Annotated in this window: 11 protein-coding genes; 4 read left to right on the forward strand and 7 right to left on the reverse strand. The window is 75.8% G+C overall.

Annotated features, from left to right (window positions below):
* Positions 1-17 precede the first annotated feature (17 nt).
* Positions 18-431, forward strand: a complete 414-nt coding sequence (locus AB0J67_RS01665; protein ID WP_363475121.1) for an isoprenylcysteine carboxylmethyltransferase family protein — start codon at positions 18-20, stop codon at positions 429-431.
* Here AB0J67_RS01665 and AB0J67_RS01670 read toward each other — a convergent pair whose 3' ends face one another.
* From AB0J67_RS01670 to AB0J67_RS01700, 7 genes are all read right to left on the reverse strand, one after another.
* Positions 432-902, reverse strand: a complete 471-nt coding sequence (locus AB0J67_RS01670) for a hypothetical protein (RefSeq protein ID WP_363475123.1) — start codon at positions 900-902, stop codon at positions 432-434. It lies immediately after the preceding gene.
* Between the two features lie 168 nt (positions 903-1,070).
* On the reverse strand, positions 1,071-2,519 hold the full coding sequence (locus AB0J67_RS01675) for an MFS transporter (protein WP_363475125.1): 1,449 nt from the start codon (positions 2,517-2,519) through the stop codon (positions 1,071-1,073).
* Positions 2,520-2,643: 124 nt separating this feature from the next.
* Complete coding sequence (locus AB0J67_RS01680; RefSeq protein ID WP_363475127.1) at positions 2,644-3,288, reverse strand: TetR family transcriptional regulator; 645 nt, start codon at positions 3,286-3,288, stop codon at positions 2,644-2,646.
* Entirely contained in the window at positions 3,285-4,166 is an 882-nt protein-coding gene (locus tag AB0J67_RS01685; RefSeq protein WP_363475129.1) for a bifunctional riboflavin kinase/FAD synthetase, read from the reverse strand. The genes AB0J67_RS01680 and AB0J67_RS01685 overlap by 4 nt, the downstream gene beginning before the upstream one ends.
* 6 nt (positions 4,167-4,172) lie before the next feature.
* Positions 4,173-5,789 (reverse strand): FAD-dependent monooxygenase, encoded by a 1,617-nt coding sequence (locus AB0J67_RS01690; protein WP_363475131.1) that lies wholly within the window; start codon positions 5,787-5,789, stop codon positions 4,173-4,175.
* Between the two features lie 20 nt (positions 5,790-5,809).
* A complete protein-coding gene (locus tag AB0J67_RS01695) occupies positions 5,810-12,469 on the reverse strand; it encodes a thioester reductase domain-containing protein (RefSeq protein WP_363475133.1) in 6,660 nt (2,219 codons plus the stop codon).
* Entirely contained in the window at positions 12,469-20,685 is an 8,217-nt protein-coding gene (locus tag AB0J67_RS01700) for a beta-ketoacyl synthase N-terminal-like domain-containing protein (protein WP_363475134.1), read from the reverse strand. The genes AB0J67_RS01695 and AB0J67_RS01700 overlap by 1 nt, the downstream gene beginning before the upstream one ends.
* 190 nt (positions 20,686-20,875) lie before the next feature.
* On the opposite strand from AB0J67_RS01700, the gene AB0J67_RS01705 reads away from it, so the two are divergent.
* The 3 genes from AB0J67_RS01705 to AB0J67_RS01715 all read left to right on the forward strand — a co-directional run bounded on the left by AB0J67_RS01705 (position 20,876) and on the right by AB0J67_RS01715 (position 24,779).
* Positions 20,876-21,655 carry an alpha/beta fold hydrolase gene (locus AB0J67_RS01705; RefSeq protein WP_363475136.1) on the forward strand — a complete coding sequence of 260 codons (780 nt, stop codon included), beginning with the start codon at positions 20,876-20,878 and terminating at the stop codon, positions 21,653-21,655.
* 37 nt (positions 21,656-21,692) lie between these two features.
* Positions 21,693-24,035 (forward strand): beta-ketoacyl synthase N-terminal-like domain-containing protein, encoded by a 2,343-nt coding sequence (locus tag AB0J67_RS01710; RefSeq protein ID WP_363475138.1) that lies wholly within the window; start codon positions 21,693-21,695, stop codon positions 24,033-24,035.
* 192 nt (positions 24,036-24,227) lie between these two features.
* Positions 24,228-24,779 (forward strand): TetR family transcriptional regulator, encoded by a 552-nt coding sequence (locus AB0J67_RS01715; RefSeq protein WP_363475140.1) that lies wholly within the window; start codon positions 24,228-24,230, stop codon positions 24,777-24,779.
* Positions 24,780-24,783 lie beyond the last annotated feature (4 nt).

Consider the following 24,783-nt stretch of genomic DNA (forward strand, 5'->3'; position numbering starts at 1 on the left):
GGCGCCCGGGGCCGTCCGTGCCGGCGCAGGGCCTGCTCACCGCGGCGGGCTGGGTCCTCATCGTCGTCGGCGTCGCTACCCTACTGCACTCCTTCCTGCGGTTCATCGTCGAAGGGCTCGGCACGCCGGCCCCGGTCGCGGAGACGGAGCACCTGGTCGTCGGCGGGCTCTACCGCTTCGTCCGCAACCCGATGTACGTCGCGGTGGACATGGCGATCCTCGGCCAGGCGGCGGTGCTGCGCAGCACCTCGCTGCTGGTCTACTGGGTCGTGGTGTCGCTGGGCCAGGCCGCGTTCGTGCACTTCTACGAGGAGCCCCGGCTGCGCGCCCGCTACGGCGAGTCCTATGACGAGTACCGGCGCGCGGTGCCCGCCTGGTTCCCGCGGCTGCGCCGCCGCGAGCCGTCCCCGGCCGAGGAGAACGCGGGCTGATCATAGGAGGTCGGTCGCGCAGGACGAGACCGGCCGGAGCCTGGCCAGCGGCAGGTCGGAGCGGGTGAACGCGGCTCGGGTGGTCACCGTCATCTCCGACGGCGTGCCCTCGATCGTGATCGACAGCTCGCCCCGGGCGTCGTCCTCGCCGCCGGGCATCCCCCAGATGGTGACCGTCCGCTGTGAGGCCCCCTCGGGCAGGTCGAAGCGCACCAGCCGGACGTCCGGCTGGCTGCGGTCGCCGCGGCCGGCCAGCGTGGTCAGCTCCATCGACACGTCACCCTCACCACCGCCGCCGCCGGTCTGCACGTACGTCAGCACGCCGCCGGTGCCGAGATACGAGATCTGCAGCGTCAGCGCGTGCCACACGTGCTGCGCGCCCAGCGGCAGCATGCTCGCGGTGACGAGCAGGCCGTCGGGCTCGAAGTGGACGATGCTGGCTCCGTTGCAGCGCAGGCGGACGGCGTTCATGGTGAGGGGGACCCTTCGATCGATCGATGGCCGTGGTTCGACTCCGTACCACACTAGGTCCATTTAAGACCTTCGCGGGATGTCCGATCGGCCAAAGAGCGGATATGCGACGGACGCCGGGGAGGCGCTCGACCGGGGCGCGGAAAGGGCCTCCCCGACGTGCCGGGGTCAGCCCTTGACCCCGGCCAGTTCGGGCGCGGGGGCCGCGCTCGCCTGCTCGGGAGCGGGGCCGTGGCCGTGCGCCTTCGGGCGCGACCGGGGGATGCCCAGCGCGACCAGGAAGCCGACCGCCAGCGCGATCGCCGCCACCTCGTGCGCGGCGACCAGGCCGTCGACGAAGGACTGCGGGCTGGTGAAGCCGCCGTACTCGGCGAACATCACGCCCGCGACCGCGACGCCGAGGACCGTGCCCACCTGGCGCACCGCGTTGGTCACGCCGGAGGCGACGCCGTCGAGGTTCGCCGGCGCGAAGTTGATCGCCAGCGCGGCCACGGCCGGCATGAACAGGCCCAGGCCGAACCCGGCCAGGATGAACGGCGGCACCAGGTCGCTGTACGGCATGGTCGGCGTCGCGATGAGGCCGATCCAGCCGATGCCCGACGCCAGCAGCGCGAGGCCGAGCACGACCAGCGGCTTGCCGCCGATCTTGTCGCTGAGCCGGCCCGACAGCGGCGCCGCGATCAGCGGCATCGCGGTCATCGGCAGGGTGCGCACGCCGGCCTCCAGAGGCGAGTAACCCATGATGGTCTGCAGGAACTGCGCGCCGAGGAACACCGCCGCGAACGCGCCGAACGGCATGATCATGGCGATCACCGTGGTCAGCGTGAAGCCGCGGCTGCGGAACAGGCCCGGCAGCACCATCGGCGCCGCCGCGTGCCGCTCCCACCACGCGAACGCCAGCACCAGCAGGCCGCCGCCGATCAGGCCGGTCAGGATGCCCGGGTCGTCCCAGCCCAGCTCGTGCCCGCGGATGAGGCCGTACACGACGCCGAACAGGCCGACCGTGATGAGCAGGGTGCCCAGCGGGTCCAGCTTGCCGGCGCCGCCGCGGCTCTCCCGCACCAGCGGCATGATCAGCAGGAGCACCGCGCCGATCGGCACGTTGATCCAGAAGATCCACTGCCAGGACAGCGCCTCCGTGATGGAGCCGCCGACCACCGGGCCGAGCGCGATGCCGAGGCCGACCATCGCGCCCCACAGGCCGAACGCGTGCCCGCGCTTCTCCGCCGGCACGACGCTGGCCAGCAGGGTCATCGTGAGCGGCATGATGATCGCGGCGCCGAAGCCCTGCAGCGCCCGCGAGCCGGCCAGCGTGCCGAGGTTCGGCGCGGCGGCGGCCGCGGCCGAGGCCCCGGTGAAGATGACCAGGCCGATGCCGAGCAGCAGGCGGCGGCCGAACCGGTCGCCCAGCGCCGCGCCGACGAGCAGGAAGACGGCGAAGGTCAACGTGTAGGCGTTGACGATCCACTCCAGACCGGAGATGCCGATGTTCAGGTGACGCTGCATCTCCGGCAGTGCGGTCGTCACCACCAGGGTGTCGACGGCCACCATGAAGACGCCGACGAGTGCCGCAACCCAGGTCCAGGCGGTACTGGGTTGCCTCCTTCCAGTTTCCACGTGACTACTCCCATCGTGGCGTGACGACGACTCCGGCTGAAGTCATCGAGTGACGAAATCATCGTACGATCAATTATGGTCCCGGTCCAGCGTGATCCATGCCAATCGGTCGATATGGGCGGTCTCACCCCGCCCTGCGCAGCCGGGCGACCGGCTGGACGAGGTACGCCCCCAGCACCGGCCCCACCGCGGCGGCGGCCCGGCCCACCGGCAGGCTCGCCAGCGGCTCCGAGCGCAGCACGTACCGCACGATGGCCAGCCCGATCAGGTGGGAGCCGATCAGCGCGGCGCGCTCGGCCGGGTGGTCGGCGCCGGCGGCGGCCACCGCGGCCGTCAGATGCTCGTCCAGGCAGTCGCGCATCAGCCCCGCCGCCGCCGGGCTGGACGGCACCGAGCGCAGCACCGCCAGCAGCCGCGGCCGCACCTCGGCCTGCTCCCAGTGCGCCAGGAACACGGCGACCAGGCGCTCTCCCACGCCGTCGAGGGGCGCCCGGACCAGGTCGGCCAGCCCCGCCGGCACCGCGGCGCCGGCCACCGCGGCGGTGAACAGCCCCTCCTTCGACCGGTAGAAGTGGTGCACCAGCGCCGCGTCGACCTCGGCCCGCGCGGCGATCGCGCGGACGGTCACCGAGTCCAGCCCGGACTCGGCGAACATCGCCAGGGCGGTGTCGAGGATGCGGTCGGCGGTGTGGTGCGCGCCGGGACGCCGGCCGGGGCGCCGCCAGCCCGGTGCGGCGGGCTCGGACACGGCCTGCCCCCGCGCCGTCACGGCAGGATCCCGGCCGGCCGCATCGGATCGGCCGCGGGCGCGGCGATCCGGGCCAGGAAGTCCAGCGACACGTCGCCCACGGCGGCGAGCCCCGCGCCCTCGTCCCGCACCTCGACCTGCACCTCGCCCGGCTCGCCCGCATCCGGCCGCACCAGCAGACGCGCCGGCAGCGCGACGCCGTCCAGGTGCAGCGTGCCGCGGTAGACGCCCGGCGTGGGCAGCGCCGCGTACGGCGCGGGCCGCACCGCGAGCCGCCCGCGCCCGGCCGACGGCCGCGCCGCCCGCCCGGCCACCCCGGCGATCCGGTGCGGCCGCCCCAGCACCTCGCGCGCGCCGAGCAGGTCACCCGCCGCGATCAGGCCCCGGGCCAGCGTCGAGGAGTACGCCGCACCGGCGTAGCTGCCCGCCGCCCGCAGCTCCAGCACCTCGACCGAGAACCCGTGGATGATGCCCAGCGCCGCCAGGTCGTCCACCCCGCCCGCGGCGAACCGTCCGAACCGGAAGTCCGCGCCCTCCACCACCAGGCTCGCGTTCAGCCCGTCGACCAGCACCGACTGCACGAAGTCGCCCGGCGTCAGCGCCGCGAACCGGTCGGTGAACGGCTGGGTGATCAGGTAGTCCACGCCTAGCCCGGCGAGCAGCCGGGCCCGCTCGCCCGCGGTGGTGAGCTGGGCGGGCGCCTGCCCGGCGCGTACCACCGAGCGGGGGTGCCGGTCGAAGGTGAGCACCACGCTCGGCAGGCCCAGGCTGCGGGCGCGGGCCACCGCCAGCCGGACCACCGCCTGGTGCCCGCGGTGCACGCCGTCGAACGAGCCGATCGTGACGACGCAGCCCGTCCAGTCCGGCGGCGTCTCAAACGCCGACTGCCACTGCTCCACGGCGGCTCACCGCTCCGTGGCGCTGATCGCGAGGTCGGCCTCGACCGCCGGGGCGGCGAGGGCGTCCGCCGGGGCGGCCAGGGCCTCCGCCGGGAAGTCGTGCGGCCAGCCCACGACCGGCCGGCGACCCGGGTACGGCGTGCCGCACCAGGTGGTGATCGCCGCAGCGGTCTCGGCGGCCCGGTCCTCGTCGTCGATCGTCGTCGTCGACCAGGCGACGTGCCCGTCCGGCCGCACCAGCACCGCCGTCGCCGCGCCCCACCCGCCCGACGCGACGATCCGCCCGGCCACCGTCGTGACCAGCTCGCCCCAGTCGGCTACGTCGGCGGGCTCGGCGCCGCGCAGCTCCAGGTGGAGGAAGGTGCCGTTGCGCAGCAGCTCGTGCACCTGCACGTCGACGCCGCCGGTGGTGTGCAGGGTCAGGCCCGGCATCCGGGTGCCCGCGAGCGCGCCCTCGCCGGGGCCGTCGACGTACGCGGTGGTCAGGCCGGCCACCCGGGCGGCCACCGCCCGCTGCACCCGCGGGCTGCGCAGCACCCGCCCGGTGACCAGCTGCCGCACGCCGCGCACCGGCGGCGACGCGCTGGTGACCATGTGGGTGCCGCGCTCGGTCAGCCGGATCGTGGCCGCGGCCACCGGCCGGCGCTCGACCTCGTACGAGTCCAGCAGGCCGGGCGGGGCCCAGCCGTCGATCTCGGCGGCCAGCTTCCAGCCCAGGTTGAACGCGTCGTGGATGCCGAGGTTCATGCCCTGGCCGCCGAGCGGCGAGTGCAGGTGCGCCGCGTCCCCGGCGATCATGACCCGGCCCACCCGGTAGCGGTCGGCCAGCCGCTCGTGCACCTTGAACCGGGCCAGCCAGCGGGGCGAGTGCAGGCCGAGGTCGTAGCCGAGGATGCGCTCGAACGTCTGCTGCAGCACCTCCATGGTCAGCGGCTCGTCGCTCCACGGCTGCGACCGGTCCAGGCAGGCCAGCCGGTACCACCCGTCGCCGTAGTCGATGGTCACGGCGACCGCACCGGGCGCGGGCGTCAGCCGGACCTTCTCCGCGGGCGGCTTGGCCAGCCGCACGTCGGCCAGCATCGCCGCGTACTGGTGGGTGCTGCCGCCGAAGTCGATGCCGAGCTGCTCGCGCACCACGCTGTGCGAGCCGTCGCAGCCGACCAGGTACGCGCAGCGCTCCGTGCGCTGCACGCCGTCGGTGCGCAGGGTGACCGTCACCCCGGTCTCGTCCTGGGTGAACTCGACGACCTCGGTGCGCCGGACGATCTCGACGCCCAGCTCGCGGGCGCGGGTCTCCAGGATCTCCTCGATCGTGCTCTGCGGGATGACGTTCAGGTACGCGTACCGCGAGTCCAGCGCGGCGAGCTCGATCCCGCCGCCGGTGCTGAGCGTGATCCGGTCGGCCGGGTTGCCGAACTCGGCGAACGTCTCGCCCAGGCCCCGCATGTCGAACAGCTCCATGCTGCCCGGGTAGAGGCCCATGGCCCGCGACTCCTTGGTGCGCCAGGCGCGGCGCTCGATCACGCGCGTCCGCACCCCGGACAGGGCCAGCTCGCACGCGAGCGTCAGGCCGACCGGGCCCGCGCCGACGACGATGACCTGCTTGGACAGTCCCTTGGACATCTCGACCTCCGTAGCCGTTCTCAACGTGTCCGGCGCGACCGCGGCCGCGCCGCCGGGGTGGACTTGGTGACCTGGACCGGCTCGGGCAGGTACGCGGTCTCCCGCAGCCAGGTCAGGTAGGTGTGCAGCAGCTCGGCGTCCAGCGGCGGGCAGCTGATGCCGGTGCCGTCGAGCGCCGTCTCGGCGTTGGCCGTGCCGTAGTCGATGGCCTCCTCGCCGCCGACGACGAACTCCTCGACCACGCCCATCACCGCGTGCAGCTCGTTGGGGCGGTTGCCGTACGAGTCGCGCAGCACCGACCACCAGCGCTCGACCGGCACCACCTCGACCGGCCAGCCGTGCTCGCGGATGATCCGGATCAGGTCGAGGAAGCGCATCTTCTTCGGGTTGATCAGGTGGTACGTGTCGCCGAAGGCGCTCTTGCCGAGCGCGATGGCGACCAGTGCCCGCGCCGTGTAGTCGACCGGCGTCATCTCGATGTCGATGTCGATGTCGGGCGCCAGGCCGAGCTGGACGCAGCCCTTGATGACCCGCGTGGTGAAGTGCGTGGTCAGGCAGGCGCCGCTGCGTGAGTCGCCGAGCACCCGGCCCAGCCGGTGCACGTCCACCGGCAGCCCGCGCTCGCGGGCCTGCTCGACCAGCCGCTCGGCGGCCCACTTCGTCTGCACGTACCCGGTGACCAGGCGGCCGGCCGTGGTGATCGGCTCGTCCTCGGCGATCGCGTGGCGGCCCTGCGCGGGCACGCCCCAGATGCCGTACGTCGACACGTGGTGCACCGGGATGGTGCGGGCGCCGTGCGCGGCCAGGCGCAGCAGCTCCTGCGTGCCGGTCAGGTTCGCCGCTCGGAGCTGGTCGTAGGTGTAGCTGAAGTGGACCCAGGCGCCCGCGTGGAAGATCGCGTCGCAGTCCGCGGCCAGCGCGGCGAACCGCTGCCCGCCCAGTCCCAGCATCGGCTCGCCCAGGTCACCGGGCACGATCACGACGCGGGCGTCGGCGTCGGGCCGCCACGGCAGGTAACGCGTGACGTTGTCCCGCACCCGGGCCAGGCCCTCGGCCGGGTCGTCGCAGCGCACCAGCGCGTGCACCGTCGCGTCGGTGCGGTCCAGCAGCTCGTCCAGCAGGTACGCCCCGACGAAGCCGGTCGCGCCGGTGAGCAGCACGTGGCGCGGCGACGCGGTGACCACCACCGGTCCCTGCGGCACGATCGCCGGGTCGAGCCGCACGTCGCCGTCGATCCAGGCCGGGTCGGTCTGGTCGGGCCGGCCGTCGCCGGTCGCGCCGTCGCCGGAGCCTTCGTCGCCCCAGTGCGCCCGCGCGAACTCGTCGCGGACCAGGGCCGCCCAGTCGGTCACCGTCGGGTGCTCGAACAGCGCGCTCGCCTTGACGCTCACCCGCAGCTCCCGCTTGAGCGCCCGGACCACCTCCATCGCCATCAGCGAGTCGAGGCCGAGCCCGACGATGTCGTCGTCGGGGCCGATCGCGGTCCCGCCGAGCACGCCCGCGAGCACGTCGGACAGCAGCGGTGTGATCAGCTCGCGCGCCGTCCCGGCCGCGTCCGGCGTGCCCGCCAGCGCCACGAGGTCGGCGTACGCGCCGCGCTCGCCGTCGGTCGCCTCGTCGTCGTCGACGTGCAGGGTGCGCAGCACCGGCCGGTCGGTGCGGGCCTCCATGACCGGCTTGTAGACCGACCAGTCCGCCGCGCAGACCACCGCCGTCGCCCGGTCGCCGGCCAGCAGCGGGCCGAGCAGCCGCAGCGACTGCGCGGCGTCCAGCGAGCGCAGGCCGGTGGCGTGCAGGAACGCCATCACCTCGGCGTCGAACAGGGCCGAGGGCAGGTCCCACGGGCCCCAGGCGACGGTCAGCGCGGGCAGGCCCTGCCCCTTGCGCAGGTGCGCCAGCCCGTCCAGGAACGCGTTGCCCGCGGCGTAGCTGGCCAGGTGCTGCGAGCCCCAGGTCGCGGCGACCGAGGAGAACGACAGGAACAGCTCCAGCTCCGTCGACGCGCCGCTGAGCTGGTGCAGCAGCGCGCCGCCGACCACCTTCGGCGCCCAGACCGCGCGGTACTCCGCCGGGGTGACGTCGCGGACGAACGCCGGGCCGGAGACGCCCGCCGCGTGCACGATGCCGCGCAGCGGCAGCCGGTCCTCGGCCAGCTCGGTGAACAGCCGGGCCATGCCGGTGTCGTCGACGACGTCGCAGGCGACCGTGGTGACCTGCGCGCCGAGCCGCTCCAGCCGCCGCACCAGGTCCACCCGCGTACGGTCGGCGGGGCTCAGCTCGCCGTCCCAGGTGTCCCGGCCGGGCAGCGGGGACCGCGCGGACAGCACGATCCGGCCCGCGCCGGCGACCGCGAGCCAGGTCGCGATCTCCTGGCCGATGCCGCCGAAGCCGCCCGTGACCAGGTAGCTGCCGTCGGGCCGGATCACCGGCTCGCGGCCCGCCTCGCCCTCGTGCAGCGGCCGGGGCACCAGGCGCGCGACCAGCACGCCGGTGCCGCGTACCGCCTGCTGGTCCTCGACCGCGGTGCGGCCCAGCGCCTCGATCAGCCGGGCGCACTCGCCGCGCCGGTCGTGCGGGTCCAGGTCGATCGCGCCCGCCCAGCGCTCGGGGTGCTCCAGCGCGACGACGCGCCCCAGGCCCCACAGCGTCTGGCTGACCGCGTCCACCTCGGAGCCCTCGAACCCGGTGCCCGCCGCGCCGCGGGTGACCACGACCAGGCGTACGCCCGGCAGCGTCTCCCCGAGCACCTGCACCAGCGCCGTGACCAGCAGATCGCTGACCGCGAGGTGCTCGTGCAGGCCGCGCGCGTCGGTATGGGTCAGCCGCGGCGCGGCCAGCCCGGTGAGCAGCACGATCCGCGACGGGTCGGCGGTCGAGGCGGCCCAGGAGGTGAGCAGCTCGCGCAGCGCGTCGAGGTCCGGTGCGCAGGCGTCGGCGACGCCCCGCACCGGCGGCGCGGCCACGAACGCCTGCGCGCCGCGGGCCCGCAGCTCCTCGGCGAGCTGGTCGGCGAAGGCCAGCTCGGTGGCGAGCAGCAGGTGCCCGGTGCCGGCGACCGGCACCGGGGCCGGTGTGCCGGGCGGCAGCGGGTGCCAGGCCAGGTCGTAGAGCAGCGTCGCCGGGTCCTGCCAGGCGGTGCGGACCAGCCCGGCGGGCGGCGGGGCGGGCACGGTGACCGTCGCCGCGCCGCCGACGCAGGCGCCGCCCTCGGCGTACAGCCGCACGCTGCCGGTGACGGCCCCCGCCTCGTCCCGGCCGCCGGTGGCGTACACGTAGCGCACCTTCGCCGGGTCGGCGCAGACGAAGCCGCCCAGCCTGGTCCCGTCCACCGGCGCGGCGCGGTCGCTTTCGGACCGTCCCGCGGCCCAGTGCACGGCGGCGAGCGTGGCGTCGACGACCCGGGCGGCGGTGATGTCGGCGGCCGGGTCCAGCGCGAACAGCACCCCGTCACCCTCGCGCCGCACGTGCGCGACCACGTCGCAGGTGAGCACCCGGCTCGCGTTGGCCGCGGCCGCCGCGTCGAAGTCGTGCGTGACCAGGCGGTCGGCCTCGATCGCCATATGCTGCTCGGCGGTCGGCCGGGTGCGCACCACCGCCTCGGCGAGCAGCCGCCACGGCGCGCCGGCCGACTCCCCGGCCGGGTCGGCCGCGTGCACCGCGCACCGCACGCCGGCCTCGTCGATCCGCGACAGCGTCACCTGCGCACCCCGGGCCAGCTCCGCCGCGCCGAGCCGCTCGTGCACGACGAGCTGTTCGAGCACCGTGAAGCGGTGGCCGTACCCGTCGCGGGCCAGCTCCAGCGCGAGCCCCGCCAGCGCGCCGACAGGCAGCTCGGCGCCGTCGCCGTCGGCGGGCGGGCGCAGCCGGTAGAGGGGGAACGCGCCGGGCAGGCGCAGCGCGGCGACGGGCTCGGTCAGCACCGTCTCGCCGAGCGGCGCGGCCGCGGCCGGGGCGGGCGCCGCCTCGCGGAACCAGTACGACTCCCCGTGCCACGGCGTCGTCGGCAGCGCCACGCGCCGGGTGTCCCGCCCCGCGTGCACGGCCGGCCAGTCGACCGTCGCGCCGCGCAGGTAGAGCGTGGCCAGGGCGCGGGGGAGCTGCTGGCGCTCGCCGCCGCGGCGCAGCGAGGCGACGAAGACGGCCTGGTCGTCGTCGACGCAGCGCGCGCCGAGCGTGGACAGCACCGGCTGCGGCCCGACCTCCAGGAACGTCCGGATCCCGTCGGCATGCAGGGTGCGTACGCCGTCGAGGAAGCGCACCGCGCCGAGCGCGTGGTCGATCCAGTACTGCGGGCCCGCGTCGGCGCCGGTCCACCAGGTGCCGGTCACGTTCGAGACGATGGGCAGCCGGGGCTGGTGGAAGGTCAGCCCGTCGAGCACCGCGCGGAACTCGTCGACCATCGGCCGCATCAGCGGCGAGTGGAACGCGTGCGAGACGGTCAGCAGCGTGCCCGCGATGCCCTCGGCGGCCATCGCCTGCTGCACCGCGGCGACGTCGTCGGCCGCGCCCGCGACCACCACGTCGTTCGGGCTGTTCACCGCCGCCAGCGCGACCGTGTCCGGGTAGCCGCCGATGAACCGGGTCGCGGTCTGCTCGTCGCAGCGCACCGCGAGCATCACACCGCCCGCGGGCAGCGCCGACATCAGCCGCGCCCGCGCCACCACCAGCCGGGCCGCGTCGGGCAGCGACAGCACCCCGGCGACCACCGCGGCGGTGACCTCGCCGATGCTGTGCCCGGCCACGGCCGCGGGCTTCAGGCCCCACGACCGCCACAGCGCGGACAGGGCGTACTCGATCGCGAACAGCGCGGGCTGGGTGTAGCGGGTGTCGTCCAGCGGCGTCGGCGTGCCCGCGGTCGGCCAGACCACCTCGCGCAGCGGCCGGTCGAGCCCTTCGTCGAGCAGCGCCGCCACCTCGTCGAACGCCGCCCGGAAGGCCGGCTCGGCGAGCAGCCCGGCGGCCATCCCGGCGTACTGCGAGCCCTGGCCGGTGAACAGCCAGGCGGTCTTGCGGTGCTTGTGCGAGGGCAGGCTCGCCTCGATGACCCGGGTGTCGCGGGTGCCGCGGGCGTACGCGGCGAGCGCGTCGGCGACGCCGTCCACGCCGTCGGCCACCACGGCCAGCCCTTCCGGCTGCCGGGTGCGGCCGACCTGCGTGGTGAAGGCGATGTCGCGCAGCGCGAGGCCGGGCTCGCGGCGCAGGTGCCGGGCGAACCGGTCGGCCAGCTCGGTCAGCGCCTGGCCGGTGCGGGCGTGCAGGAACACGGTCTCGTGCGCCGGGTCGGCGCCCGCGCGCTCGGCCGGGTCGGGGCCCGAGGTCAGCACGGCGTGCGCGTTGGTGCCGCTCACGCCGAAGCTGCTCACCGCGGCCACCCGGCGTTGCCCCCGGGACGGCCAGTCCTGGTGCGACGCGGTCACCCGGACGTTGAGCCGGTCCCACGCGATGTTCGGGTTGGGGTCGGTGAAGTGCAGGTGGGGCGGGATCTCACCGTGCCGCATGGCCAGCACGATCTTGATCAGGCCGGCGATCCCGGCGGCCGACTCCAGGTGCCCGATGTTGGTCTTGGCCGAGCCGACCAGCAGCGGGTCGTCGCCCGCCCGCTCGGTGGCCAGCACGTCGTGCAGGGCGCGCAGCTCGATCGGGTCGCCCAGCGAGGTCCCGGTGCCGTGCGCCTCGACGTAGTCCACCCGGTCCGGTGCGATCCGGGCCTGCGCGAGCGCCCGCTCCACGACATCGCGCTGGGCAGAGGGGTTCGGCACGGTCATCCCGCTGGACCGGCCGTCGTGGTTGATCGCCGAACCGGCGACCAGGGCGAGGATGGTGTCCCCGTCGGCCAGCGCCTCGCTCGCCCGCTTCAGCACGATGACCCCGGCGCCCTCGCCGCGGGCGTACCCGTCCGCGGACGCGTCGAAGGTCTTGCACCGCCCGTCCGGCGCCAGCGCGCCGAACTTGCTCATCAGCACGAAGCCGTACGGCGCGAGCATCAGGTTGACGCCGCCGGCCAGGGCCAGGTCGCACTCGCCGGAGCGCAGCGCCTGGCATGCCTCGTGCACCGCGACCAGCGACGACGAGCAGGCCGTGTCGATCACCTGGCTCGGCCCGCGCAGCCCCAGCGTGTACGAGATCCGCCCGGCCAGGAAGCTCGGCTCCCCGACCAGCTGGTACGCGTCGATGTCGGCCGGGTCGCCGACCTGCTGCCGCAGCCGCACGTAGTCCGTCGTGGACACGCCGAGGTAGACGCCGGTGCGGCTGCCGTCCAGCCGGTCCGGGGCGTACCCGGCGCGCTCCAGTGCCTCCCAGGTCACCTCCAGGGTGAGCCGGTGCTGCGGGTCCATGCCCACCGCCTCGCGCGGCGAGATGCCGAACACGGCGGGCTCGAACCGGTCGACCCGGCCGAGGAAGCCGCCGCGCATGGTGTGCGCCTTGCCGGGGGCGTTGGGGTCGGGGTCGAAGTACGCCGCGGCGTCGGCGCGGTCGGCGGGGAACTCCCCCGTCGCGTCGACGCCGTTGCGCAGCAGCTGCCAGAACTCGTCCGGCTCGGTCACGCCGCCGGGCAGCCGGCAGCCCATGCCGATGATGGCGATGGGCTCGGCGGCCTGCGGCTGGGTGAGCCGCGCCTGCAGTTCTTCGATGGTGCGCAGCGCCTCCACGAGGTGCGGCCGGTAGTCGATGTCGGTCATCACTGCCCTTTCTCGTCCAGCAGGCGGCGGGCTCCGCTCAGCGCCAGGGCCAGTCGGGTCATCAGGTCGTCGTCCGAGGCCTCGTCGAGGCCGTCCGGCGCGGTCGCCGCCGGGGCCGGCGGCGGTGCGGTGCCGGCGGGGGCGGGGACGGCCGCCGCCGGTCCGGGCCGCGGGCCGCCCGGCGCACCGCCGATCTGTTCGAGCACGTGCGCGGACAGCGCCCGGCTCGTCGGGTACTCGAAGGTCAGGGTCGGGGTGAGCGAGCACCCGAACGCGCGCTCCACCGTGGTGCGCAGCGCCATGGACATCACCGAGTCCATGCCGAGCTCGAAGAACCCGACGTCCGGCGCGACGTCGGTCTCGCCGAGCGCGTCGGCGACCGCCGCGCACACCGTCTCCAGCACCCGGTCGAGCCGCTGGTCGGCGTCGAGGGCGAGCACCTCGGCGGCACGGGGCGCGGCGGCGGTAGCGGCCGGCGCGCCGTCGGCGGCCAGCGCGGCGGCCACCGACCGCCGGGCCGCCGGGCCGTACGCCCGCACGAACGCCGCCTCGGCGATCACCGCCCGGTCGAGGTGCGCCACCCCGGACCGCAGCAGCAGGTCGAACGCCTCGCGCAGGTCGCCCGCGTCGGCCGGGGTCACCCCGCTGACGGCCATCCCGGCCGCGTCGCGCACCGACAGGTCGCCGGTGTCGGCCCGGGGCATCCAGCGCAGCAGCTGCGCCGGAAGCCCCGCGGCGCGGCGGGCGGCGACCAGGGACAGCAGCGCCCCCTCGGCCGCCGCCCGCCCCGCCGCGCCCACCGCGCCGAAGTGCGCCGCCGCCGAGCCGGTGACGACGAACATCGGGGTCGTGGCCGCGCCCGCCGCGCCGGTGCCGCGCGTGGCGGCGTCGAGCTGGGCGGCGATCCGGTAGCGGGACAGGTCGGCACCGGCCTCCGCCGGGTCGAACTCGGCGAGCGAGCGCAGCGGCGCGGGCTGCGCCAGGTGCACCACGCCGCCGACGTCCAGCCCAGCCAGCGCTCCGGCGAGGTCGCCGGGCGGGATCACCCGCACCTCGACGCCCTGCCCGGCGAGCCGTTCCGCCACCGGCCGCGATGCGGCAGTCGTGGACCCCGCCGCGGCGCCGCGGCCGCGGGACGGCGCCCGGTCGCTCGTCGCGGTGACCACGGCCAGGCGCCGCATGCCGTGCGCCCGCAGCCAGTCGAGGAAGGTCTCGTTGCGCGGGTCGAGGGCGTCGGTGACGACGTACCAGCGCTCGGGATCCAGGCGGGGCGGCGGCAGCGGGCCGCGCAGCGGGCCGTGGTGCTCCAGGCGGGGCGCGTACCAGCCGCTCTGGGTGTGGACCAGCTCGTCCTCGGGCAGCTCCGGGCCCGCGGTCAGCGCCAGCGCGGCGTGGGCCGCGCCGGACACCCCCGCGGGGACGTCGACGAGCAGCCCCCACGCCGTGCCGATCTCGGTCGCGACGACCCGGGCGGTCGCCGCGGCGGCGGCCGGGCCGGGCCGGGGCGTGACACCCGGGGCGTCGGTCGCGCCGCAGGTCACGATGGACAGCCAGGCGCCGGTGGCGACCGCGTCGCGGGCCGCGGCGACCAGCGCCGCCGTCGCCTCGGGCGCGGGCTCCGCGCCGTCGGCGACCATCACCACCCGGTCGGCCCGGCCCTCGGTCAGCTCCGCGCCCCGCTCGGCCAGCGCCGCGGCGACCGCGACGGCCAGCTCCTCGGCGGCGGGCGAGGCGGGCCGCACGGCCCAGGTGCCGCTCGGCGCGGCCGGGGACACCTCCGCCCGCTCCCACCGCGTCCGGTAGCCGGCACCGGTCCAGCGCTCCGCCTCCTCGGGCGTGACCAGGAACGTGTCCGTCCGCACGAACCGCATCCCCCGCAGCGCGAACAGCACGGTGCCGTCCGGGGCGTACGCCGTCGCGTCGACCGCGCCGTCCGGGCCGACCGCCGCACGGGCCGAGATCCGGTCCGGCGCGGCGGCCCACCAGTCGACGCCGTCCAGGGTGGACAGCTCGACCGGATGCCCGCCGAGCGCCTCGGCGGCGGCCGCCAGCAGCGCCGCGACCGCATCCGGCGCGAGCAGCAGCCCACCCGCCGGGCGAACCGAGCCGGGTGTGGCCGGCACGGCCGGTGCTGCCGCGGGGTGGGCCTGCAGCCGGGCGGCGGGCAGTCCGCCGTCGGCGGGGTGCAGTGTCACGGCCAGCCCGTCACCGTCGCGGCAGAGCCGCAGCTGGGGGCCGCGCCCGCCGGTGGCGAGGGCACCGGACAGGTCCGCGCCGCCGAGCCCGGTGAGCGACAGCGGTGCCGTGCCGAGCGCGTCCCGGGCCGCACCGAGCGCCGCCTCCGCCAGGTCGATCGGCGAGGTCGGGCTGTCGGTGGCGGCGAGCGGGCCGCGTACCGCGTGGTAGCGCACGTCGGGCTGGTCGGCCGGGACGAACGCCGGGGCCAGGTGCGGGTGCGGGCCGCCGTGCCCGGCGACCTTCGGGTCGTCGGCCAGCAGCACCGGCACGTCGATCCAGTGCCGCCGCCGCTGCCACGGATAGCGGGGCAGCGACACCACCCGGCCGCGCGGGGTGACCCGGTCCGGGTCGAGGCGTGCCCCGTGGACGAAGAGCTGGGCCACGGCGTCGGCGAACGATCGGGGGACGGGATCGCCGCCGATCGCCGTGACCTGCTGGGGGGCGAGCCCGGCGAGCTCGCTCGCGGCCGGGCCGCCGGTGACCGCCACCGCCAGCACCGGCCCGGACCTGGCCAGCGCCGACGCGGTGGCATGTGCCCACGCGTCCGAGCCGTACCAGGGGGCCAGCGGGTCGCCGGTGCGTGCGGTCGCGGAGGTCGAGTCGAACAGGACGGTGCCGGTGCCGCGCGCGGTCGGGGTGCCCCGGCCGGCCGCGACGCGTACGCCCTCGGCCAGGTCCAGCGCGCCGCCGCACACCGCCGCCGCCACCTCGCCGACGCCCCGTCCCACGTGCACGTCGGGGTGCAGGCCCTGGGCCTGCCAGAGCCGGGCCAGCGCGACCTGCACGGCCAGCGCGGCGACCCGGTCCCCGGTGAACCCGCCGCGCAGCCGCTCCCGCAGGTCCGTGCCGAGCTGGGCGGCGATCTCGGCCGCGCACTCGTCCAGCGCGGCGGCGAAGACCGGCTCCCGGTCGGCCAGCGCGTTCCAGTCCAGGTCGGGCAGGGTGGCGCCGAAGACGAACGCGGTTCGGGGCTGCGTACCGGCCGGCACCACGCCCGCGTGGCGCGGGGCGGCCAGCGCCTCGGCCAGCTCGGCCGCGGTGCGCCCGACGACCGCGCGGCGGTGCTCGTGGTGCGCCCGGCGGAAGGCGGTGTGCGCGGCGTCGCGCAGCCCCGCCTCGTCCAGCCCGGACACGTGGTGGCGCAGGCGGTCCAGCGCTTCGGCGAGCACCGGCTCGCCCGCCCCGGAGACCGGCAGCACGTAGTACCGCCCGGTCGCGGGAGTCTCGACCGGCGTCGCGGCCGGGGCCTCGCTGATGACCACGTGCGCGTTGGTGCCGGTGAAGCCGAACGCGCTGACCCCGGCCAGCCGGGGCTCGGGGCCGGGCGGCCAGGCCGCGCCCGCGGCGCTCACCCGCAGCGGCAGCCGGTCCCAGGCGACCTGCGTCGACGGGTCGGTGAAGTGCAGGTGCGGGGGGATCTCGGCGTGCCGCAGCGCGAGCACCGTCTTGATCAGACCGGCGATGCCGGCGGCCGCCTCCAGGTGCCCGATGTTCGTCTTCGCCGAGCCCACCAGCAGCGGCCGGGCCGGATCACGCCCGGTGCCGTACGCTGCGGCGAGCGCGCGCAGCTCGATGCCGTCGCCGAGGCGGGTGCCGGTGCCGTGCGCCTCGACGTACCCGACGGCGGCCGGGGCGATCCCGCCGCGGGCCAGCGCGGTCCGGATCACCTCGGTCTGCGCGTCGGTGCTCGGCACGGTCAGGCCGCCGCTGGCGCCGTTGTGGTTCACCGCGCTGCCGCGGATCACCGCGTACACCCGGTCGCCGTCGGCGATCGCGCTGCTCAGCCGCTTGAGCACCACGGCGCCCGCGCCCTCGCCCCGGCCGTAGCCGTCGGCGGCGGCGTCGAAGGTCTTGCACCGCCCGTCGGCCGACAGCGCCCCGCCGGCCGACATGGCCAGGTAGACGGTGGGCGTGGCCATGATGTTGGAGCCGCCCGCGACGGCCAGGTCGCACTCGCCGGAGCGGATGCTCTGGCAGGCCAGGTGGACGGCGGTGAGCGAGGCCGAGCACGCGGTGTCGACGGACAGGCTCGGCCCGCGCAGCCCGAGGAAGTACGACAGCCGCCCGGACGTGCCCGAGAACGAGTTGCCGGTGCCGTAGTAGAGGTCGACGTTGCTCGTGTGCCGGGTGACCAGCTGCTGGTAGTCGGTGGTGTTCAGCCCGGCGAAGACCCCGGCCCGCCCGGCGGCGTCACCGCGCGGGTCGACCGCCGCGTCGTCGAGCGCCTCCCACGCGACCTCCAGGAAGATCCGCTGCTGCGGGTCCATGCTGCGGGCCTCGCGGGCGGACACCCGGAAGAACTGGTGGTCGAAGGTGTCGACCCGGTCCAGGAACGACCCCCGCGCGGTGGCGACGGTGCCCGGCGCCTGGTCGGCGGAGAGCAGCTGCGCCGCGGGCCAGCGGTCGGCGGGCACCTCGCCGCTGGCGTCCACGCCGTCGCGCAGCATCCGCCAGTAGCCGTCGGGTCCCTCGTCGCCGCCGGGGAAGCGCGCGCCGATGCCGATGATCGCGATGGCGTCCTCGTCGGCCCCCACGCCGTCGGCGGGTGGGGCTCCGGCCGCTGCGCCGTCCTCGGGTGGCGCTCCGGCCGCCCCGGCGCCGGGCACCCCCTGCCCGGCTGCCGGGGCGGCGGGCGCCGCCGGTCCCGCCGGGCCCACCCCCGGCGCGACGGCGGCCGCCACCGGATCCGCTGGCACGGCCTCCGGCGACGTCGTCGTGAGGGAACTCGTCGGCGCGGTGGCCGGTGCCGTGGGTCCGGCCGGCGTTCCGGCGGTCTGCGTCCCGTGCCCGGCCTGCGGGCTCGCCACCGGCGCGGCCGGGGCGGACGGCTGCGGTGCGGGCTCCGCCGGAGCCAGGGTGACGACCAGCTCGGCTGTCTGGTCGATGCTCGGGTGGTCGAGCAGCTCGCCGGGACCGACGTCGCAGGCCCACCGCTCGCTGATGGCGCGGGCGAGCCGGCCCAGCGTGAACGAGTCCATGCCGAGGTCGAAGAAGCCCTGCGCGCGGGACAGCCGCTTGTCCGGGTCGTGCCCGAGCAGCGTGGCGGCCATCCGGGTGATCTCGACCGCGACGTCCTCCCGGGACACCGGCCGGACCTCCGCCACCTGCGCGGACACCGTCACCGCCGCACCGCCGGGGGCGGGGCCGGCGGTGGGCGTGCCGTCCGGCAGAGGTGCCCGGGGAGCGGGGATGCGGGCACCGGCTGCGGCCGGGACCGCCGTGGCCGCCGGCTCCGGTTGCGTGGCCCGCGGCGTCGTGGTGATCGGCGGGCCGGCGGCGGGGCCGCTCTGCGCTGCGGCCGGTGCCCCGCCCTGTGCCCCGGCGGTCACGCCGGCCAGCCAGAATCGGCGCCCGGCCAGCTCGGTCGCGGGCAGCGGCACCGGACGGCGCGGTGGGGTGAAGACACGATCCCACTCGACCGGCGCGCCGGTGACGTACAGCGCCGCGAGCGTGTCGGCGACGGCGGCCACGGCGTCGGGCGCGTGGTTGAGCGCCGCGTACACCCGGCCGGTCCGCTTGCGGTGCCGCAGCGCGGCGGTCAGCTGGGACGACAGCACCGGCCCGGGGCCGAGCTCGAGGAAGTGGACGGCGCGGCGGCCGAGGAACTCGTCGACGGCGGGCCAGAGCCGATCCGGACCGACGAGCTGGCCGATCCGGTCGGCGTCGTTGACGTAGTCGGCGGGCAGCGCCAGCAGCGGTACGCGCGGCGGCCGGACGGTGAGCCCGGCCGCGAGCGCGGCGGTCTCGGCCGAGCCCGGGTGCAGGTCGAACGCGGTGAGCGGGCGGGCGGGGCCGCAGGTGATCCCGGCGCCGCGCAGGGTTGCGGCGGCCTGGCGGATCGCGCTACCCGGCCCGGCGAGCACGACCGTGGCGGGGCCGAGCACGTCGAGCACGCGCACCCCGGCGATCGGGGCGACGGCCGCGGTGACGTCGTCGACCGTGCCCTCGGCGACGACCAGCCGGTCGGCGGCGTCGGCGGCGGGCCGCGCGGCGGCGCGCAGGGCGAGCCGCATTGCGTCGGCGGTGTCGAGCACGCCCGCCGCCGCGGCGGCCGCGATCCGGCCGGGCCCGTGGCCGAGCACCGCCACGGGCGGCAGCCCCCACGACTCCCACAGGCGCGACAGCGCGAGCTGCACCGCGACCAGGACCGGGAGGTTGACCGCCGGCTCGCGGGAGGAGGCCGCGTTGCTGCGGCCCAGCTCGGTCAGCAGCGACCAGCCGGCCTCGGCCTCGATCACCGCCGCGCACGCGTCGAGCGCCGCACGGAACACCGGCTGCGTGCGGTAGAGCCCGAGGCCCAGCCGGGGGTGCGCGGCCGCGCCGGTGAAGGCGTGGACGAAGGGCAGCGGCCGGGCGTCGGCGGTGTCCCCGGCCCGCAGCGCCGGATGCTCGGCGCCGTGGGCGTACGCGTCCAGCGCGGCCCGCGCCTGCGCGATGTCGCCGGCCCGCACGGCGAGCCGGCCGGCGAAGTGGGTGCGCCGCACGGCGGCGGTGGCGAACAGGTCGGCCCCGTCGGGCGCGTCCGGAGCGGCGAGCGCCGCGCCCAGCTCGGCCGCGTGCCGGCGGAGGCGGACGTGGTCCGGTGCGGACAGCAGCAGCAGCGGCATCGCGGCGGCGGGGCGGCCCTTGCGCGCGGCGGGCCGGCGCGGCACGCCCGCGCCGAGGGCGGGCGGGGAGGCGAGGATCAGGTGCGCGTTGCTGCCGGACAGGCCGAACGCGCTGACCCCGGCGTAGACCGGGCCGTCGGTGCCGGCCAGCGGCGTGGCGGCGGTGGCCACGGTCAGGCCGGAGGCGCGCAGGTCGTCGATCGGCCGGTCCAGGTGGATCTGCGGCGGGACGACCCGGTGCCGGACGATCAGCATGGCCTTGAGCAGGCCCAGGATGCCGGCGGCGGAGTCGAGGTGGCCGAAGTTGGCCTTGATCGAGCCGATCGGCAGCGGGTCGTCGGGGTCGCGGCCCGCGCCCAGCACGGAGGCGAGCGCGGCGACCTCGATCGGGTCGCCGAGCGGGGTGCCGGTCGCGTGGGCCTCGACATAGGACAGGTCGCGCGGCTCCAGCTTCGCGGCGCGCAGCGCGTGGGCGAGCACCGCCTGCTGCGCCTCGGGGTTCGGGGCGGTGAGGCCGGCGCTGCGGCCGTCGTGGTTGGTCGCGCTGCCCGCGATGACGCCGAGGATCCGGTCGCCGTCGGCGATCGCGTCGGCGGTGCGCTTGAGCACGACCATCGCCGCGCCCTCGCCGCGTACGACGCCGTCGGCGGTGGTGTCGAAGGGGCGGCAGCTGCCGCTGGGCGACAGCGCGCGGACCTTGCTCATGAACACGCTCAGCTCGGGCGCGAGCAGCAGGTTCACCCCGCCGGCCAGGGCGGTGTCGCACTCGCCCGCGCGCAGCGCCTGGCAGGCCAGGTGCACCGCGATGAGCGAGGAGGAGCAGGCGGCGTTGACCATCATGCTCGGCCCGTGCAGGCCGAACACGTAGCCGATGCGCCCGGCGGCGAAGCTGAACTCCTTGCCGCTGGCGTAGTACGGGTTGATGCTGCCGATGCCGGCGGTCTTGGCGTGCAGCAGCGTGTAGTCCATGGCCAGGATGCCCGCGTACACGCCGGTGCGGCTGCCGGCCCACTTCTCGCGGGGGCGGCCGGAGTCCTCCATCGCCGCCCACGCCGTCTCCAGCAGCAGCCGCTGCTGCGGGTCGATCTCGCCTGCTTCCAGCGGGGAGATGCCGAAGAAGTCGGCGTCGAAGGTCTCCACGTCGGCGAGGAACGCCCCGCGCGGGCAGTAGCTGGTGCCGGGCGCGTCGGGGTCGGGGCTGTGGAACTCGGCGCCCCAGCGCTCGGGTGGCACGGCTCCGGTGGTGTCCACGCCGTGGCGCAGCAGGTCCCAGAGCCCGTCGAGGTCGGTCACCCCGCCGGGCAGGCGGCATCCGACGCCCACCACGGCGATGTCGCCGGCCGGTCCGGCATCGCGCTGTCGTGTCTCCATGCGATCCGCGCCTCCCGCTGCTCATCGCGTCCTGACCTGCGCGTCGGTGCCGGTTGCGCGGCCTGCGATCTAAGTCATCAAAAGATGAGTTCTCCTTTTGATGAAGTCTACGTATGATGACATCCATGTCAATGGACATCGCGTGCGCGGTTCCGCACCGGCCGCGGACTACCAGGAAAGGCGGAACGCGATGACTACTTCCGATGACCTCGGTCGCCTTCTCGCCGCTGCGCCGCAGCCCACGCAGGACCGGCCGTCACCGCGCATCCAGGTGTTCTGCCTGCCGCACGCGGGTGGCGGCGCGATGCACTTCCAGAGCTGGCAGGGCTGGCTGCCGCACGCCAGCGAGGTCATCCCGATCGACCTGCCCGGGCACGGGCGGCGCTTCCGGGAGAGCCTGATCGAGGACTGGCAGTGCCTCATCGACGACCTCACCGGCCAGATCGTCGACCGCATCCGGGGGCCGTACATCGTGGTCGGGCACAGCCTCGGCTCGCTGCTGGCGTACGAGGTGGCCCGCAACCTGCAGAACCGGCGCAACTCACCGGCGCTGCTGGTGGTTGCCGGGCGCAACGGACCGGCCGCGGGCCTGTCCCACCGCCCGATCCACGAGCTGCCCGACACGCAGCTGCTGGCCGCGCTCAGCCGCCTCGGCGGCACGCCGGACGACGTCAACGAGCACCCCGAGCTGCTCGAGATGTACCTGCCGATGCTGCGCACCGACCTGCGGCTGGCCGAGACCTACCGGCGCGAGCCGGGGCCGCCGCTGTCCTGCCCGATCGCCGTGTTCGGCGGCCGGCAGGACCCGATGGCCGACTCGCTGGGGATGCTGGCGTGGGAGCGGGAGACCACCGACTCGTTCGACATGACGATCTTCGAGGGCGGCCACTTCTTCCTCACCGCCCGCGCGTTCACCGCGGCGCTCGCCGCACGCCTCGACAGACTCGTCGAGGAGCTGGCGGCGGCGTAACCGCCGCTTTTTCATACACAGACCTGGGGGAACAGGGATGCGGCTCAGTCGTAGACGGGATGAGCAGGAGTCAGTAGCGATCATCGGGATCGGCTGCCGCTACGGCGGCGGCATCGTCGACTTCGACTCGTTCCAGAGGGTGATCGCGGCCGGGGTGGACGCGGTGGGCACGGTGCCCCCGGAGCGGTGGAGCTCGGCGTACAACGCCGACGACCGCACCACCGCGGGCGCGGGGTACTGCGGGTTCGGTGCGTTCCTGCCGGACGTCGGCCGGTTCGACGCGTCCTTCTTCGGCATCCGGCCGGACGTGGCGCGGGAGATCGACCCGCAGCACCGCCTGCTGCTGGAGGTGGCGTGGGAGGCCGCGGAGGACGCCGGGCTCGGCGACGACGACGCGTCGCGCCGCCGGACCGGCGTCTTCTTCGGCATGCTGGCGATGGACTACCTGCTGCTGCACGCCCAGGGCGGCGGCACCACCGCCATCGACAAGAACTTCGCCAGCGGCCGCGAGTTCAGCTTCGCCGCGGGGCGGCTGTCGTACCTGATGAACCTGCACGGCCCGGCGATGACGGTGAACACCGCCTGCTCGTCGTCGCTGGTCGCGGTGCACCTGGCCTGCCGCAGCCTGATCAGCGGCGAGTCGGACGTGGCCCTGGCCGGCGGGGTCAACGTGCTGGTCGCCCCCGACCTCAACATCTACCTGACCAAGCTCGGCGCGCTGTCGCCGACCGGGCGGTGCAAGCCGTTCGACGCGCGGGCCGACGGCCTGGTGCGCGGCGAGGGCGTCGGCGTGGTGGTGCTCAAGCGCCTCGCCGACGCCGAGGCCGACGGCGACCGCGTGCTCGCGGTGATCCGCGGGACCGCGGTGAACCACAACGGGCGCGCCATGACCCCCACCATGCCCTGCGTGGACGCGCAGGTCGACCTGATCGGCGACGCGCTGTTCGACGCGGGCGCGCACCCCGACGACGTGCGCTACGTGGAGGCGCACGGGCCGGGCACGCCGGTCGGCGACCCGGTGGAGGCGGACGCGCTCAGCCGCGTGTTCACCCCGAACCGCCCGGCCGGGCTGCCGCTGTACGTCGGCTCGGTGAAGGCGAACCTCGGCCACACCGACGCCGCGGCGGGCGTGGCCGGGCTGCTCAAGGCGGTGCACGTGCTGCGCAGCGGGCAGGTGCCGCCGCAGCTGCACCACCACGTGCCGAACCCGGCCATCGACTGGGCCCGGTCGTGCCTGCGGGTGATGCCCGAGGGCGCGCCGCTCGACCTGCCCGCGCACGGCCTGGTCGGCGTCAGCTCCATCGGGCTGAGCGGCACCAACGCGCACATCCTGCTGGGCCGCCCGGAGGTCGCGCCGGTGCCGCCGCCCGCGCCCCGCTGGCACGCGCCCCGGTTGGGCTCCCGCCCCAGCCCCGCCCGGCCCGGGTCCGCGCCGTGGCACACCGCCGCCGAGCCGGGTCCGCGCTGGCGGCGCCCGCTGCTCCTGCTGCTGTCCGGCGCGGACGCGAACGGGCTCGCGGCGGCCGCGGACGGGCTGGCCGACCTGCTGGCCGAGACGCCGGTGCAGCGGCTGCCCGACATCCAGCACACGCTCGCGCACCGGCGCTGGCACCTGAACCGGCGCGCCGCCGTGCTGGCGCAGTCGCTGCCGGGGGCGCTGCACTCGCTGCGCGCGCTGGCCGACGGCCGTACGGCGGGCAACGTGATCATGGGTAACACGGCCGCCGCGCTGGACGAGCAGGTCGGCCTGCGGCTGGTCGGGGAGCCGCTGTCCACCCTGGCCTCGGCGCGCTACCTCTACCAGAGCGAGCCGGACTTCCGGCAGGCGTTCGACGAGTGCCGCTCGGCCGTCGGCCGTACGGCGGGCCGGGGCGTGCGGCTGCTCTCCGAGGCGGTCTTCGCCGACCGGAGCACGCACGTGGCCGCGCAGATCTCGGTGCAGATCGCGCTGTGCGAGCTGTGGCGGCTGTGGGGCCTGGCGCCCGAGTCGGTCACCGCCGACGGCATCGGCCGCTACGCCAAGCTCGTGGTCACCGGCGAGGCCGGCATCGACGAGGTGATGCAGGCGGTCAACCGGCGGTTCAACGGGCGGCGGATCGCGGAGCGGGCGCGCTGCCGGCCGGTGCCCGGCCGGTCGCGCCGGGGCGGCGTACGCGTCGAGGTGCCCGGCTCCCACCTGGACGTCCGGCCGAACGCGACGGTCGGGGAGCTGATGGAGGGTGCGGCACACCTGTTCTGCCAGGGGATCACGCTGGACTGGTCGCGGGTGCTGCCGGGCCGGCACCACGCGCTGCCCCGGCGCCGGTTCGGCGGGGAGGTCCTGTGGAGTCCGCATGCGGCAGCGGTGAGTGAGGTGCCGGTGGGCGTTCAGTCACATTGAGCGGACCTCATTGTCAAGCAGATTCCGGGTGGTATGCTGATGAATAATCAGCACACGATGAATTCTGCTGTGAATGGGATCAAAATGGTTAATCAGTCAGCTGACCGCGAGGAAGCGGCGGCCACCAAGACGGTGCGCCGAACCCGCACCGGTCGGCGTCCCGGGGACAGCCGGACCCGCGAGGACATCGCCGTGGCCGCCCGCGAGCTGTTCGCCGAGCGAGGCTACGCCGGCACCACGATCCGCGCGATCGCGGCTCGGGCGCGGGTCGACGGCGCGCTCATCCACCACTTCTACACCGACAAGGCCGGCGTGTTCGCCGCGGCCGTCTCCGACATCGTGCCGCTCAGCAACGGCGTCGCCGAGGTCGTGGCCGAGGCGGGCGACGAGCTGCCCGCCGAGCTGCTGCGGCTCTACCTGGACCTGTGGGAGTCCGACGCCGGGGACGCCGTCAAGGCGATCTACCGCTCGTCGCTGGCCGACCCGACCGCGTCCGGCCTGCTGCGCGACACCAGCAGCGACAAGCTCAACGCGACGCTGGCCCAGGCCATCGACGATCCCGAAGCCGACCTGCGGGCCGCCATCGTGGGCGCGATGTTGTTCGGCCTTGCCGCCTCCCGGCACATGCTCGGCCTGCGCCCGCTGGCCAACGCGAAGCTGGACGCGGTCATCGACATCATGGCCCCCGCGCTCGCCGCGGTCATCAATCCGGAGCAGACCGCGGACGAGCCCGCGAAGAAGTGAGCGG

Source organism: Catellatospora sp. NPDC049609 (genome assembly GCF_040675365.1).
GTDB lineage: Bacteria > Actinomycetota > Actinomycetes > Mycobacteriales > Micromonosporaceae > Catellatospora.

Excerpts from the sequence above, each read along its gene's own strand:
- AB0J67_RS01710 (WP_363475138.1), top strand. The coding sequence starts at position 21,693 with ATGCGGCTCAGTCGTAGACGGGATGAGCAGGAGTCAGTAGCGATCATC.
- AB0J67_RS01695 (WP_363475133.1), bottom strand. The coding sequence starts at position 12,469 with ATGACCGACATCGACTACCGGCCGCACCTCGTGGAGGCGCTGCGCACC.
- AB0J67_RS01705 (WP_363475136.1), top strand. The coding sequence starts at position 20,876 with ATGACTACTTCCGATGACCTCGGTCGCCTTCTCGCCGCTGCGCCGCAG.
- AB0J67_RS01690 (WP_363475131.1), bottom strand. The coding sequence starts at position 5,789 with ATGTCCAAGGGACTGTCCAAGCAGGTCATCGTCGTCGGCGCGGGCCCG.
- AB0J67_RS01700 (WP_363475134.1), bottom strand. The coding sequence starts at position 20,685 with ATGGAGACACGACAGCGCGATGCCGGACCGGCCGGCGACATCGCCGTG.
- AB0J67_RS01670 (WP_363475123.1), bottom strand. The coding sequence starts at position 902 with ATGAACGCCGTCCGCCTGCGCTGCAACGGAGCCAGCATCGTCCACTTC.